At 51.4% G+C, this 15,885-nt stretch carries 11 protein-coding genes; 5 read left to right on the forward strand and 6 right to left on the reverse strand.

Going from position 1 to position 15,885, the window contains the following annotated elements; translation table 11 throughout:
- Positions 1-33: 33 nt before the first annotated feature.
- Positions 34-441 carry a protein YgfX gene (locus tag JL719_RS13690; RefSeq protein WP_026600238.1) on the reverse strand — a complete coding sequence of 136 codons (408 nt, stop codon included), beginning with the start codon at positions 439-441 and terminating at the stop codon, positions 34-36.
- Positions 442-542: 101 nt separating this feature from the next.
- Here JL719_RS13690 and ygfZ point away from each other — a divergent pair, with 101 nt between their 5' ends.
- The 4 genes from ygfZ (at position 543) to JL719_RS13710 (ending at position 5,211) form a co-directional block, all read left to right on the forward strand.
- Positions 543-1,487 (forward strand): CAF17-like 4Fe-4S cluster assembly/insertion protein YgfZ, encoded by a 945-nt coding sequence (gene ygfZ / locus JL719_RS13695; protein WP_051670507.1) that lies wholly within the window; start codon positions 543-545, stop codon positions 1,485-1,487.
- A gap of 23 nt (positions 1,488-1,510) precedes the next feature.
- Positions 1,511-2,353, forward strand: coding sequence for an HDOD domain-containing protein (locus JL719_RS13700; protein ID WP_020481918.1), 843 nt, complete (start codon positions 1,511-1,513; stop codon positions 2,351-2,353).
- A 13-nt stretch (positions 2,354-2,366) separates the two neighbouring features.
- On the forward strand, positions 2,367-3,341 hold the full coding sequence (locus JL719_RS13705; RefSeq protein WP_033159317.1) for a COX15/CtaA family protein: 975 nt from the start codon (positions 2,367-2,369) through the stop codon (positions 3,339-3,341).
- A 121-nt stretch (positions 3,342-3,462) separates the two neighbouring features.
- Positions 3,463-5,211 carry a DEAD/DEAH box helicase gene (locus tag JL719_RS13710; protein ID WP_033159318.1) on the forward strand — a complete coding sequence of 583 codons (1,749 nt, stop codon included), beginning with the start codon at positions 3,463-3,465 and terminating at the stop codon, positions 5,209-5,211.
- A 201-nt stretch (positions 5,212-5,412) separates the two neighbouring features.
- Here JL719_RS13710 and JL719_RS13715 read toward each other — a convergent pair whose 3' ends face one another.
- From JL719_RS13715 to JL719_RS13725, 3 genes are read right to left on the reverse strand one after another with little or no spacing between them, the layout of a single operon-like run.
- A complete protein-coding gene (locus JL719_RS13715; protein WP_033159319.1) occupies positions 5,413-5,595 on the reverse strand; it encodes a YbdD/YjiX family protein in 183 nt (60 codons plus the stop codon).
- 11 nt (positions 5,596-5,606) lie between these two features.
- Positions 5,607-6,038, reverse strand: a complete 432-nt coding sequence (locus JL719_RS13720) for a PilZ domain-containing protein (RefSeq protein WP_225892859.1) — start codon at positions 6,036-6,038, stop codon at positions 5,607-5,609.
- On the reverse strand, positions 6,028-8,325 hold the full coding sequence (locus JL719_RS13725; RefSeq protein ID WP_033159320.1) for a DNA internalization-related competence protein ComEC/Rec2: 2,298 nt from the start codon (positions 8,323-8,325) through the stop codon (positions 6,028-6,030). Before JL719_RS13725 ends, JL719_RS13720 begins: the two co-directional genes overlap by 11 nt.
- A gap of 257 nt (positions 8,326-8,582) precedes the next feature.
- On the opposite strand from JL719_RS13725, the gene JL719_RS13730 reads away from it, so the two are divergent.
- The gene (locus JL719_RS13730; RefSeq protein WP_051670509.1) at positions 8,583-9,902 is read left to right on the forward strand and encodes a PepSY-associated TM helix domain-containing protein; all 1,320 of its coding nucleotides are present in this window, start codon (positions 8,583-8,585) and stop codon (positions 9,900-9,902) included.
- 18 nt (positions 9,903-9,920) lie between these two features.
- Here JL719_RS13730 and JL719_RS13735 read toward each other — a convergent pair whose 3' ends face one another.
- Together JL719_RS13735 and JL719_RS13740 are read right to left on the reverse strand one after the other, a co-directional pair.
- Positions 9,921-10,781 (reverse strand): HDOD domain-containing protein, encoded by an 861-nt coding sequence (locus JL719_RS13735; RefSeq protein ID WP_051670511.1) that lies wholly within the window; start codon positions 10,779-10,781, stop codon positions 9,921-9,923.
- Positions 10,774-15,885: an EAL domain-containing protein gene (locus JL719_RS13740; RefSeq protein WP_051670513.1), complete on the reverse strand. Its 5,112-nt coding sequence runs from the start codon at positions 15,883-15,885 to the stop codon at positions 10,774-10,776. The genes JL719_RS13735 and JL719_RS13740 overlap by 8 nt, the downstream gene beginning before the upstream one ends.

Here is a 15,885-nt window from a genome sequence, read left to right on the forward strand (position 1 = left end):
GCAATTCAATTGTTTGCTTTACACCGGCATTCATCAACCATGACCATGACCTGAAATAATTAAACAAACCGAGAGTTTGCGGTAATCGTTGTTACTCATTGCATCTTTGGGAATTATCATCGATTGACGCCTCCCTTTATCATGCACCCAATGCAGCGCGATTAGTAATCCGGTTACCACAGTTGATGCTTGAATCTCGATAGACTGGTAATGGTCGCCACTTCCCAGCAGCGACCATCCGTGCTGAGGAGTATAGCGCAGATATGCGCCGCCAATTTTGCCGGATGCCATATTGCTTCGCCAACTCAAAAATACCGCCATCGTTAGCAAGCATTGGTAAGGCATCGGCAGCGCGTTTAGCCAACATGCCGCCAGCGTCACCGCGTGGATGGCGCTAACGATGAATGTCAGCGCCCGTGAGCGCCCCACTGTAAAATTCATGCTCTGTTCAAGATTTTTCGACACAATCGCCGCACCTTTTTCGAGCTAAGGTAAACTACCCTGCTAAATTATGTTCACGTATTCCTACAAACCTTACCGCCATGCTTGAAGACCGGAAAGTTCACACAAACGCTTTTAGCGAACCCAATGCACTTGCTTTATCCAGAAAAGTATTCGCATCCACCGGCCTGAGCCTCATAGAAGTCAGCGGTCAGGATGCCGCAAAACTCTTACAAGGCCAGCTAACATGTAACATTAACGATTTATCGGCATCGCAAGCCAGTATAGCTGGATTCTGCAACGCCAAAGGCCGGGTCATCAGTACGCTATTGGTGGTTAAATCGCTGGAATCTTTTTACCTGATACTGCCTGCGGACTTACTCGACACCGTGTTAAAAAAATTGCGAATGTACGTGCTGCGAGCCGATGCAAAATTGCATGATCAAACCGGAAACATGCATATCCTGGGCATATCGGGTCTTTCGCCTGAGTTCGACGTTCCGACAGACAATTTCGCAATCGGGCAAATACCGTTAACGACCATTAAGTTACCCGGCGCGCCGCGCCATCTGCTATTGGGTACGTCTGATCAGATCGATGAATTTACCGGATTACTGTTTAGCCGATACGCTTTCGAATCCGGCTGCCTGGACGAGTGGCGCTATCAAGACATCTCCACTGCCCTGCCCTGGTTTGATATTAGCCAATCGGAACAACATATTCCGCAGATGTTGGGTATTGACCAGCTTGGCGGCATCAGTTTCAGTAAAGGCTGTTACACAGGTCAGGAAATCGTGGCCCGCAGTCACTATTTGGGCAAAGTCAAACGCGCCTTGTTTATTGCCGAATGCCGTCAATCAGCAAGCGACGTCATTAACGGCTGTAAGGTGTTGGACGGCATTTCTCAGCAAAATATGGGGTGCGTACTGACGAACGCGGTCTGGACCGGAATAAACCGTGCGCTGTTGGTCCTGCAAATAGTTGATGGACTGCCAAAAAACCTTATACTTGATGACGACTATCGTACGCCTATCGCGATAATTTAGGATCAATAGCGGAAATTCAATCCATGCAATTCAAATCTGTTCAAGACTTTTTAGTCCATGTGCAAGCGGAACTAGACGCCAACCGATTAATCCTGCCTACCTTGCCGGATGTCGCCATCAAAGTCCGCGACGCTGTCAGTAAAGGCGATGCCACCGCGCAAAGCCTGGCCGAGATCATCGCAACCGACGCCGCCATTTCCGCCCGTTTGATACAAGTGGCCAACAGCCCTCTGTATCGCGGCACCATGGAAATCAAGAATATCCAAATGGCCGTAACCCGGCTCGGCAACAACACCATTCGCACGCTGATTACCAGCTTGATCATGCAGCAAATGTTCACGCCTACCACGGCGCTACTGGAAGGCTATTTCCGCAGCACCTGGGAGCAAGGCGTCAATGTCTCGGCGATCAGCCGGGCTTTGGCTGCATTCGTGCCGCATTTAAACGCCGACGAAGCCATGCTGGCCGGGCTAATCCATCAAATCGGTAAATTACCAATATTGACACTAGTCGAGAAAATTCCGGAATTTAGAGATAGCCCATCCCGATTAGACAAGCTGCTGGAGAAAGCCCACCCGCATGTCGGGAAACTGATCATGAACACCTGGAATTTCCCGGAAGAACTTAAATTGGTGCCTTCCGAATATGTAGATTTTCAGCGCGACTCAGGCTCTAAAGCCGATTATGTCGACTTGGTGCAAGTCGCTTTTCTGCAAAGCATCGCCGGCACCGATCACCCCGCCTGCCGCGTCGATTGGAACACCGTACCGGCCTTTGTTAAATTGGGCATCCAGCCCGATACCGAAATTTTGGAAATTGAAGGAGTCTCGGAAGAGATCGAGCTTGCCCATTCAATGTTCCTTTGAGACATAACAACACATGATAGACGCCCACGACGCCGCCCGGTTTCGCCGCTTAGGCACACTAACCATCTTTGCTGTGTATTTCGTGATTCTGGTTGGAGGCATTGTCCGCGCCTCTGGTGCCGGCATGGGCTGTCCGGACTGGCCGACCTGCTTCGGACAATGGGTGCCACCGACTCACGAGTCGCAATTGCCGGCCAATTACCATGAAATCTATGCGGCGCGCGGTTACGAAAGCACCGCCTTCAATCCGGTAAAAACCTGGACCGAATACACGAATCGTCTGGTCGGCGTGACTATCGGTTTTCTGATTTTTCTGACGGCCTGGACCTCCAGGGTTTATCTGAAAGCCGATAAAGCAATTTTTTATTTAGCGTTATCAGTTTTTTTACTGGTTGGGTTTCAAGGTTGGCTGGGTTCGGCCGTGGTGGCAAGCAACCTGAAGCCATTAATGATAACCCTGCACATGCTGCTGGCCCTGTTTATCGTTGCGCTACTCATATACGCCATTGCCAGATCGCAAAAGCCATTGCTGCAAGCCATAGACAGTCATTGGCTGACCCCGCGTTTTGCTTTGGTTTTAAAAATTGCCATGGCCATGACCTTGCTGCAAGTAGCAATGGGCACCCAAGTCAGAGAAGCGGTCGATTACATCGCTCATGAGCACAGCTACATCGACAGACAGTATTGGCGCGATAGTTTTCCGATTATTTTTTATATCCACCGGTCTTTTTCATCGCTCATTTTGTTCACCAACCTCTGGCTGGCCTGGAAAATTTATCAGCACGCCGACAAACATAGCCTGCTGTTGCGCACCGCCTATGTGTTAATGGGATTGATCGTTACCGCCATTTTGGCCGGCGTCAGCCTCGACAGACTGGGTTTTCCCGCCGTTGCTCAACCAGTACATCTATTGATGGCTAATCTGATTTTTGGCGCGCAATTTTTCATCTTTATTTGCTTAAATTACTCTTCCAGAAAAGCAAGCTAGACAAGCCAGGATTTTACGGTAATTATCAATAAGTTAAGCAATATCGAGCCAAGTTGCGATACAATGCCGGGCATAGCTAGCTGATGGCCGGCAACTCTCTTTTTTTCTACAGGTATTATTAATGTCCGACACCCCCTCCTCCGCCACGCCTTCCTTTAAAGATTTATCGCTTTCAGACCCTATTTTAAAAGCGCTGGAAAGTGTCGGTTACGAAACGCCTTCTCCGATTCAAGCACAGATTATTCCGTTCGTGATGGCTGGTCGCGATGTATTGGGCCAAGCGCAAACCGGTACCGGCAAAACCGCCGCATTCGCCTTACCGATTTTGTCCCGCATTAACCTCAATCAAAAAGACCCGCAAGCTTTGGTGCTAGCCCCGACGCGCGAGTTGGCGATACAGGTTGCCGAGGCGTTTCAAAGTTATGCCGCACATATCAAAGGCTTTCACGTATTACCGATCTACGGCGGCCAGGATTACACCAGCCAGTTGCGCCAATTGAGTCGCGGCGCGCATGTCGTGGTCGGTACACCGGGACGGGTCATGGACCACATGCGTCGCGGCACGCTGAAACTAGACCAACTGACTACTTTGGTATTGGACGAAGCCGACGAAATGTTGCGGATGGGTTTCATCGACGATGTGGAATGGATTCTGGAGCAAACCCCATCGACGCGCCAAACTGCACTGTTCTCGGCAACCATGCCGACTGAAATTCGCAAAATCGCGCAGAAATACCTGAACAACCCCGAACAAGTGACTATCAAGGTCAAAACCGCCACTGCCGCCAATATTCGCCAACGCTATTGGTTTGTCAGTGGCGTGCACAAAATGGATGCCCTGACCCGGATTCTGGAAGCGGAAAACTTCGACGGCATGATTATCTTCGTCAGAACCAAAACCGCCACCATCGAAGTAGCCGAAAAATTGGAAGCGCGCGGTTTTTCCGCCTCTGCGATCAACGGCGACATGTCGCAAGCCTTGCGCGAACGCGCTATCGACAATCTAAAAAGCGGCAAACTGGATATTCTGATCGCCACGGACGTCGCCGCTCGCGGCCTGGACGTTGATCGTATTACCCACGTCGTCAACTATGACATCCCTTACGACACCGAATCTTATATCCATCGTATCGGCCGTACCGGTCGTGCCGGCCGCACCGGCGACGCGATTTTGTTTGTCTCGCCGCGCGAAAAACGCCTGCTGGCCAATATCGAGCAAGCTACGAAACAAAAAGTCGAAGAAATGCAATTGCCTTCCACCGACTTTATCAACAACGCCCGCATCAACCGTTTCAAACAGCGGATTACCGATACGCTGGCCGGCGAGGAACTCAGCTTTTACAACCAATTAATCAACCAATATCAGGTTGAGCATAATGTCCCGGCACTTGACATTGCAGCGGCGTTAGCCAAGTTATTGCAAGGCGATACGCCTTTGTTGATGAAAGAACCCAGCAAAAAACCACGCAAAGACGCCGATGAAAAAGGCCGTTCCGACCGCAATGATCGTAACGACCGCGGCCCAAGAAGGGAAAAAGGTCGCGTCGGCGCGGTAGAAATGGAAACCTTCCGCATCGAAGTAGGCCATGCCGACGGCGTGAAACCAGGCAATATCGTCGGGGCTATCGCCAACGAAACCGGTATAGACGGCGATCACATTGCCCGCATCAAAATCGAGGAGCACTACAGCACCGTAGAGCTGCCCGCAGGCATGCCCAAAGACTTATTCCAGGCCCTGAAAAAAGTCCGGGTAGTCGGTAAACCTTTGGATATATCCAAATTCGACCCGGCTTTGGTGAAAAAAGACAAAAGTAAAAAGCGGGTCGGCTCACCATCAAGACGCGGCAAAAATAAAGACCAAGCCGAATAATCGTCCCCTCGGAATGGACTACAAAGGCTTAGGTTGGAAAACCTAAGCCTTTTTTATTGCCTTGCGGCTTGCAATGCCAAACTTGCGCCGTACACAAGTTCATCGAATTGCACCGGCTCTCTAAGACTGGACTATTTGAATGGAATAGTGAACTGCGGTTGGAATACTTTTTAGCACCAGCAACTCAAGCAACAATTAAACTCAGCAACACCGCTTGATGCCATTCCATTTGCGCTGCGTTTCAGCCGCAAAAAATCCTTTTCGACTTAACGGCGGAAACTGCCCGGCGTGATGCGCTTGCCAATGCAGCAAATAACGCTCATAAGCGGCATCGCCATTGAGGTGGCCCCAGAATGACCGCACACACCGCATCAATCTGCTCATAGGGGTCTCGATTAATCTTTACGCTGCGGTGCCAGCTTAACGCATTCGAACATCAGATCGTCGAATTCGTCCTCGCTGTGCTTGCTCGGACTATATTGCAAACCGCATTCGCGATCTTCGCGGATATGCTTGATGTTACCGTGTATCGACATCGCCACCCGCGACTCCGGCAGTATGATGGAAATCCGCAATTCCGCTTCGTCCACTGCTTGACCCAGAGGTTCTTTCAAGCGAATTTTTATGCCGCTGTAACTCATATCAACAACTTGGCCGTCAATGATGATCTCGCCGCCGGGCGGTGGCGGTTCGATGATGATGTGCGCCACGAGTCCTTCCGGGTTAAAACGTATTCTGCTACGGTTTTCATTCTCCACTGCAATGCTCCATATTTTGATCCTGAGAGTATAGGCAGAAACGCCGACACGGCAAAATTTATCTGACATCAATACTCTGCCGATTCGGCGCGGGTGTTCGCCAATATCGTTGCCGTTTGGCTCGCTCGGCTATCGGCTGAATTGTTTCGGGCCCACTACGCACCGAAATAGCGCCCTGTTCGGCCGCATTCAACCAAGCCATGCCAAGCTGGCTATAGCGTTCGATAACCTGGCGATGCGGAAAACCAAAACGGTTTTGATAACCGGCAGGAATCAAAATAAGCCTGGGATTAACTTTTTCAAGCAAAGCCAGGCTTGATGAGGTTTTGCTGCCATGGTGCGGTGCCAACAATACGTCGCTGGCAAGTTTGTCAGCGTACTCTCGCACCAACCAGTTTTCGGCTGTTTGTTCGATGTCGCCGGTCAGCAAAAAAACCTGCTGTGCGGAGCTTACTTGTAATACGCAGGAGTTATCGTTATCACCGATGAATCCACTTTCCGGCGGGGACAGCACCTTAAAAGTAACTTCATCCCAACGCCAGGTTTGTCCGGCCCGGCAATACTCGCCATGTTCGCGTGCGGCCCATTCAGGAACGCTGCTAACAGACTTGTCTACCGGCAATTCGGCAAATATCGACTCCGCGCCGCCACTGTGATCGTTATCGCCATGACTAATCACCAAACTATCAACCCGAGAGATACCCTGCTCGCGTAAAAACGGCAGGACCACTGAATCGCCCATGTCGGAATATTCCGAATAACGTGCGCCGGTATCAAACACCAGAGTATGTTCCGCAGTTTGCAGCACGGCTGCTAATCCTTGCCCCACGTCCAAAACAGTCAACCAAGCTTCACCGGGTTTCGGTTTTTCAACATCAACCAGTAATAACGGCAAAAACAGTAACGGACTTAAATACCGGCACGGAAAGCCCCTTGGCGCTAACAGCAGAAGCACGCCGATGGCCGCCAAGCCAATCGCATACCATGGCGGCGGGAGGCAATAGATGCTGGCTAATGGTAATTCGGCCATGTGCGAAAGCACCCACCACAAGCCTTGCAAGGCATAGTCCAAAACTTGCAGCAACAGCGCTCCGCATGCCGGCCAGATAAACAATAACACCACCGCCAACAAGGCCGGCGGCACGATCAATATACCGATAACCGGCACTGCCAACCAATTTGCGACAGGCGATATCAACGATACTTGCTGAAAAAACACGACCAATAAGGGCGACAAGCCCACGGCCGTGGCCAATTGCGCGGCGCCGGCTTCGCGCCAATACGAAGGTCTGCCCAATCGGCCCGCCGACACGTAAATCAATAATGCCACTGCCACGAATGACAGCCAAAAGCCGACCGACAGCACCGCCAACGGATCGAACAGCAAGACAGCCAGCAACGCCAGCAATAAAACTCGCATCGGCGCGGTGTTACGCTGCCAAGCGATTGCTGCCAACGCCACGCTGAGCATCACCACCGCACGTAGAGTGGGCACCGAATAGCCCGCCAAGCCGGCGTAAAACAGCGAAGCCAGCCAAGCGCACAATGCGGCGGCCCGTTGCGGCGAAATGCTTAATATCCCGGTCCAAGCCCACAGCCGTCTGCTCCAAAGGTAAATCAGGCCGGCGATCAGACTGATATGTGAACCGGAAATCACGATTAAATGCACCACACCGGTGAGTCTAAACACGCGCCATTGCTCTTGGGTGATTGCGTTTTGGCTGCCGATGGTCAATGCTTTTATCACGCCTAACTGTCCACTGCCGGGCAAAGCCGCGTCCAGTCGGTTGGCAATCGCTTGCCGACACTGAGCAAAATATTGACCGGCACTCGGCGATAAGCTCACGATTTGCGGCGGCGGTTTATCGCGCACATAACCCGTAGCACCGATATGGTTGGCAAATAACCAGGCTTCGAAATCAAAGCCGCCGGGGTTGAGGCGGCCGTGCGGCCTGCGCAACTTAACCTGGAACTCCCAGCCCTGCCCCGCAGCTAAGTTGAGCTTTGGGTAATACCAGCTCAGGCGAATTTTATCCGGAAAGTTGCCGGAGGGCGCCGTGACAATAAAATCAAAATTGGTGCGCTGCTCTTGTTGTTGCGGCAGACTGGCGATATAGCCTTGAATTTTCACTTCCTGGTTTTGATAGGTATCGGGGAGTTGTTGGGACAGCCGCCAGCTACCCAATAGACTCGCCCACAGCACCCCAGCCAGCAGCGCGAAAAATCGCCAATGGTGCCGATAAATCAACAACAAGCCGCTAACCACCAAACCGATAAACTCGAACAGACTAGGCAAGCGGCTGAACTGTTGGACAGCAACAATTCCGGCCAGAAATAGCAAACTGCTCAGATTCATCGCCTCTCCGACCTACATTTATCCTGTATAAAACGCCTCATATCTCTACCAATCAAACTCCGCCGCCCTGCGTATTTCACGCAGTCTAGCCGATTTTTTAAACTTGTCTGCGGCGCAACGGCTGTCATGGGCTGGTTGTTGTTGCATTAATCCTGCAAAATAGCCGGTTGCCGTGCCTGGCAAATGCTGTTTTTTAAATTTATAGCGTCTAAGGCTGCTGAAGGCGGGCTGTCGCTAAATCTCCCACTGTATACCCCATGCAAGAAACCCATTACCCGCTGATTGTCCGCCCACGCTTTATCCTGAATGCCCGCAAATGGTGGCGCTTGTGCCATGTTTATCTGGCACTGAGTTTGGGACTCATCTTCGCGCTGATCGGCTTGACCGGCAGTTTGAGTATTTACCGGGAAGAATTGGATAGCTTGCTCAATCCGCAATTGCGCGTCGATACCCCACAATCAACGGCTTTATCGCTGGACAAAATCGTCGCGGCGGTACGTGCTGCCCATCCGGATCGGCACGGTGCCTGGACCTTGGAAATGCCGCGAGCACCGGACGGCATGATCACCGCCTGGTTTGAAAAGCCCAAGGAAAGCGTAGACGCCTTTTATGCGCCTCTGATGGTCTCGGTCAATCCTTACACCGGCCGGGTTGTCGACAGCCGCTTATGGGGCCAAACCCTGACGACCTGGCTGTTGGATTTACATACCCAACTGCAATTGGACGGCTTTGGCCGAAATGCGTTGGCGGTTTTAGGCGGCTTATTAATGTTGTCGGTACTCAGTGGTTTGTACCTGTGGTGGCCGGGCTGGCCCAAGTTGAGGCGCGCCTTTTCGCTGCGCCACGATGCCGGCTTGATGCGGCTAGTATTTGATTTGCACCGACTACTGGGCGTAGCCAGTTCCGGCTTTTTAATGTTGCTGGCCTTCACTGGTTTTCATCTGGCCTACCCTAGCCTGCTGGAGAACCTGACCGCCGCGTCCGGCATGGGACATGGTGACGCCGGCCCCAATGTGCGCAGCAGCGCCATACCCAATGACAGGCCGACCAGTCTGTCGGAAGCAATCCTCGTGGCCCGCGGACCGTTTCCCAGCTCGGAAGTCCGGCGAATTACCACCCCGGTTGGCGAGCTGGGGACGTATCGGATCAATTTGCGCCAACTTAACGAGATCAATCAACACCACCCGTTCACGACCGTTTGGGTGGACCGCTGGAGCGGACAAATTCGCGATGTGCAAAACCCCAGCCAATTCTCAGCCGGACAGACATTTACCACCTGGCTTTGGCCGCTCCATACCGGCGAAGCCTTGGGCGAAAGCGGCCGCTTGCTGTGGTTTTTTGTGGGATTGACGCCGACATGCCTGTTTTTGAGCGGCTTATTACACTGGTTACACCGACATGGCTGGGTCGCGGATCGAGAAATTAACCTGAAACAGGCGACAGACGCGGCGACAACTGCTTGCATGACGACATTAAAACGCGCCGCCAAGGCAATTCTTAGGGTCGTGATCCCCGCTGCTAACCGTTTTTTGCAAAAAATCTACGGCCGAATCAGGCGGATAAAAAGACTAAAGTAGTGTTTTCAGCACCACTTCTTAAGGAAATAGCACTTTCGCCAATTCCTGAGTTTTTAAATATTGGCTTTGCAGGTCGGCAAATATCTCAGCCTGACAGGCCGGGCTGATGCTCAGTTTCTCAAAGGCCGAGACCGGCCAGGTTTCTTTATCGTCGAACACACTACCCACCATATGCGTCGCCGCGCCGACCAAAGCTGCCTGCCGCCAATAGCTGCCTTGATAACCCGGATTGCGATGGTACCGAATAATCGCCACCAACGCTTCGGGTATTCCCCAGGAAACGGTCAGATGCGCCCCGACTTCGCAATAATCGGTATGCAGCAATTTGCGCAAGGCTTGATTCAAGTCCAATTCGGGATTGGCTTGTTTAAAACGCAGGGCCTGGTGGGTTTCTTCGGGCATGATGTCGGCCATGCAGAGCAAGCCGATATTGTGCAGGATGCCGCCGGTATGCACGGTTTGCGGCAAGTGTTCATTGCCCCGCTCCGCCGCAAGCTCGTCGGCCAGCGCACGGGCAGCGTGCGCCACCAGCATGGTACTGATCCAATAGCGTTTGATATCGAAACTTCGGCAATCCCTGATATTAAACGGCTTCATCACCGCCAAACCGATACCGACGCCCCGGACAATATTTAATCCCAGTTTCAAACAGGTTCTTTCCAATGACGTCACCGGTTCGCTGGAGTTGTTAAACCACGCTGAATTGGCCAAGGCAATCAGTCGCGACGAAATCGTGGCATGCCCCGCCAGAATCTTGGCTAACCGGGCATAATCCAGATTATCGTCGGACAAGGCTTTGACCACTTGATGAACGTCGTGCGGTAAAGAAGGCAGCCGTTTAATATCTGCAAAGCGTTCCGGCAATTCAAGATCAGTCATAATTGTTTCGATGAATATCGTTATGGGCTGGTTTGGAGTGAATAAATTCCAGCCGGAAATCTTTGTCAAACATGGCCGGCACTTCGGCGGCAGTCAAAGGTTGACTAAACAAATAGCCTTGCACCACTTGGCAGCCCAAGCCGCTCATCACCATGGCTTGCTCTATCGTCTCCACGCCTTCCGCCACCAGCGAGAAATCCATCGCATTGGCCATGCCGATAATCGTCCCGAGCAAAATGGGGGTTTGCGGATTAAACAGCACATCCTGAACAAAGGTTCTGTCGATTTTCAGACAATCCACCGGCAACTGCTTCAGCGACGCCAGCGACGAAAAGCCGGTACCGAAGTCGTCTATGGCGATTTTCACTCCTATGCCCTTCAGTTTTTTAAATATCTCTAAGTCTGCCGCCGTTTGCATGGCACTTTCTGTGACTTCGATTTGCAAATAGTGAGCCGGCAATTGGGTATGTTTGAGGATTTCCCGCAACGTGAACGGAAATTGCGGATCGCGGAAATGGCTTGCCGAGACGTTGACAGCCGTGGTGAATAACGGCAGCCCTTGGTTTTGCCAGGCAATTAATTGTTCGCAAGCCTGTTGAATAGCCCAGTCGCTAATTTTACCGATCAAACCCAAAGCCTCAGCCAAAGGAATAAACTCGCCGGGCCCCAACAAACCGCGCAACGGATGTCGCCAGCGCACCAAGGCTTCGAGACCTATCATTCGCCCATCCAACATACTTACCTGGGGCTGATAATACAATTGCAATTGCTGGTGCTCCAGCGCGTCGCGCAAGGTTTGCTCGTCTTGCATGCGCTTAATCGCCAGGCCCGTCATCTCCGGCCGATAGTAAGCGTAGCGCTGTTTGCCGGCGCTTTTCGCTGCGTACATGGCGGTGTCGGCGGCTTTCATCAAGTCGTGCTCGTTCTCGCCATCTTTTGGATAAATAGCAATACCGATACTGACGCGGGGCTTTAAATGGTGGGTATCCAAAATTAAAGGTCGGTTGATTTCCTGCAAACAGCGTTCCGCGATTTCCATGGCTTGAAATTCGTCGGTAATGCTGCTGGCGATGATACAAAATTCGTCTCCGCCCAATCGCGCAGCAAAGTCTTCTTCACGTACCACGCTTTGGATACGTTGGGCGATCGCTTTCAGAAATTGATCGCCGACGTTATGTCCAAAGCTGTCGTTGACGTACTTAAATTCGTCCAGATCCAGGAATAGAAACGCAAACTCCAGCTTGCCGCGCGCCGAGGCTTTGATGGTCTGTTGAATACGCTTGTGATAATGCACACGGCTGGCCAGGCCGGTCAACTCATCGAAATACGCCAACTGATGGATGATTTTTTCCGATTGCTTTTGCTTGGAAATATCCTGCACCGTCCCGGTGACAAAACTCTGCTGTCCGCTGCTAATCATGGCCGTATCCTGGCGGACACTGATGGGCGTTTCCAGATCCGGCCGCAAGCGGTACTCGACATACTCGACCTGTTCGCCCTGGGCAGCGGCCTCTATCAAGGTCTGCACTATTTTGCGGTCCGCAGCCTCAATTAAATTCAAATAGTTGCTGAGCTCTCCCAGAAAATAGTCGGCCGGCATTTGGCACATTTCCGCTAAAAACGGCGATATTTCGAATTTATCCTGCCGCGGATCCCAAGTCCAATAGCCCAAACCGGCGATGCGTTGCGCAGCAGACAATTGCTGCTTACTGTTGCGTAATTCCGCCGTGTCATGGCTGGAGCGCAGCAGAAAACGAATGTGATGAATCAACACCACATGATTAAGGGGTTTGATGATGAAGTCGGTAGCGCCGACCTTAAATGCCCGATTTATCGATTCGATGTCTTCCAAGCCGGTAGACATAATGATGGGAATGTCGGTCATGGCGGGGTTGGCGGACATGCGCCGGCAGGTTTCAAAACCGTCGATGCCCGGCATAATCGCATCGACTATGACTAGATCCGGAATGGCCGTTTCCAGCAAGAGCAGCGCCGCTTCGCCACTCTCGGCCTCCACGACGTCGAAACCCGAGGCTTTTAACTGTTCGCCGGTAATCAATCTGAAGTTTGGATCGTCGTCTATCAGTAAAATTCGCTTGGCTTCCAGCGCCAAGTCGGCTACTCGCTTATCCATGCCGGATTGCGGCAAATCGGGCTGCGCTACGCTGGCATGGGCAATAACACGCAGCTCGGCCAAAGCCGCCGGCAATTGCGCCTCAAATTCCGCCAGCAGTGCCGGGATTGCTGCAAGATCAGCTTGGCGGCCGGCAGTTTCCAGCAATCGGCAGGTTTTAGACAAATCCCTGGCACCCAGATTGGCGCTGGACGATTTGAGGGCATGAGCCATATCGGCCAGCAAATCCGCCTGCCCATCGCTAGCGGCTTGTCTAAGTTTTTCGGCTGTTTCCGGCGCGGTTTGCAGATAGAGTGCGATGGCCTTGTTTAATAAACTTACCCCATTCGCATCGTAAATATCCCGAAGCTGAGCCAGATCGGCCTGGCAAATCGGTCCGGGCGGAAATTCGCCTGCCATCGCTGCGTCTTGATATGCCAGCGGAGCCGACTCCAGTGCATTATCCGCAGCATTTGGCAGCCAATTTATCAATAGATGGCGCAGTTGTTCTTTGCTGAACGGTTTACTTAAATAGCCGTCCATACCCACCATTTCACACTGATCGTGTATGCCTTTTTGTACATCGGCGGTTAAAGCGATAATCGGAATTCGGGTCGAGGCCGTGGCTTGTTCATGCTCGCGAATTTTGACTGTTGCCGAAAAGCCATCCATAACCGGCATATGACAATCCATCAAAATTAAATCGTAACGGCGCCGGCAGGCGGCTTGCAACGCTTCCTGACCGTCTGCAACCACCTCCGCGATGCAGCCCATGCTTTCTAAGAAGCTTTTGACCACTTCCTGATTAACCAAGTTATCCTCGGCCACCAAAATGCGCCCGGATAACTTAATTTGCTCCGGTGTAACAGCGGATGGCGCCGTTTGCTCCACGGGTGCGAACGTGGCGATTTCCAGCAAGCAATTCAGCAGACGTTGTTGAAAAACCGGTTTGTTCAAATAAAAGCTGATGCCGTATTCGTGGGTCAGGCCGGTTTTAATGCTGACATTTTCGGAGCTGAGCATGATTAAAGGCAGTTTGGGAATACGCTGGTCGCGTTGAATGGCCTTGGCCAGCGTCAAGCCGTCCATTACCGGCAAATGCCAATCCAGCAGAGCAACTTGAAACGGATTATTTAAAGTAGCCGCCTCGACCAATAGCTTCAGCGCCCTGGGGCCGCTATCGACGGTCGTAACATGGGCGCCCCATAGCGAAACTTGATCGTGAAGTATGTCGCGGTTTATCGCATTGTCATCCACTACCAGGATGTGCAGACCTTCCAAAGCACTGGTGTCGGCACGTTCGATGTCGCTCTGGATGCCCAACCCCAATTCTAAGTCAAAGTAAAACCGGGAACCCCGACCGATATTACTTTCCAGCCCCAGACTACCGCCCATTAATTCGACTAATTGCTTGGAAATGGTCAAACCTAAACCGGTCCCGCCATAACGCCGGGTAATGCTGCCGTCGGACTGCGTGAAACTGTCGAAAATTTCCGCCTGACGCTCAGCGGCAACCCCTATGCCGGTATCGATTACTTCGAATAATAATCTGACTTTATCGCGTGCGGTATTTTCCGGAACACTCACCTTAAGCTGCACATCGCCTTCTTCGGTAAACTTGATGGCATTGCTCAGCAGATTAACCAGCACCTGCCGTAATCGTTCCGCATCGCCCTGCACAATAACGTGCATTTGGTGCGGCAGATTCAATATCAGTTCCAGGCCTTTACGGTGGGCTTGCTCAGCCATCATTTCCACGGTGTCTTCCAATAAGCGGCGCAGATCGAACTCCTGAACGATCAACTGCAATTTGCCGGCTTCGATTTTGGAAAAATCGAGAATATTATTGATGATGCTGAGTAGCGAATTGGCGGAACGGTAGGCAGTATCGGCAAATCTGGTTTGCCGATCATCCAAACCGGATGACATCAACAACTCGGTCATGCCCAACACGCCATTCATCGGCGTTCTGATCTCATGGCTCATGGTTGCCAAAAATTGCGACTTGGCTTTACTGGCTTGTTCGGCTTGCTCTTTGGCGGAGAGCGCTTCGGCGATGCTGATACTCAGCTCTTGATTTTTTTCTTCCAATTGCTGGGTACGTTCGATAACTTGCCTTTCCAAAGAATCTCGGTGCATGGCTAGTTGATCGTCTCTGAACTGGATTTCGGCTAGCATGGCATTGTACACATCGGCTAAATCGCCGAATTCGTCGTTGCTGGTCTTGTTAATCCGATGCGAAAAACTCTTCTCATGCCCCACCGATTGCATGGCATCCATCAGTTTGAGTAGGGGCGCCAAAAATATTTGCTGCAATTTGGTGGTCAGCATACCGATTAAGACCATGGTAAACACCACGATCAAACCCATAGTCGAATAAAACGCTTTTAATATGGCGTAGAAACCGCTTTGGTCATCCACCAAATGCAATACCCCTACGACGTCACCATCCAGTTCTATCGAACGGACAAAATGCAGATTGTTGTCGTCATCGTATTTGAATACGTTTTTTTCGCCAGCCTTACCGACAATATTATTGGTATAAGGAAATAAGCGCTCATACCAATAAGCAAAAACTTCGCCGATAAAACCATATAGGCCTTCTGAACTAGGGAGGGATTGCGCATCGTTTAAAAGCGCGGAAGCTTTTTCCGCATCCCAATGACTAACGCCCAGCTTTTGCGAGTGATAGTCGGCAAATAACTTGCCTTGCTTATCATATAATTCGGCATTTAATATGCTGTCCCGGGTTTTCATACTATTTAACATAGTATTAGCCGAGACAGTATCTTCAAAAACCAGCGCCGCTGAAATATTCGACGCAATAATATTGGCAATTAATACCAGCTGCTGCTCGGTATCTTTCTTTTTTGCATAATATTCATTTACAACAATCGCAGTGCTTGCCGAAAACAGCGTCAACACAGCGATCAAAGTCATAATAAAGACTAGCTTGATCTTGATAGGCGCATTGTTAAACCATTTAAACAT

Origin of the sequence: Methylomonas sp. LW13, from assembly GCF_016865255.1 — a bacterium.
GTDB lineage: Bacteria > Pseudomonadota > Gammaproteobacteria > Methylococcales > Methylomonadaceae > Methylomonas.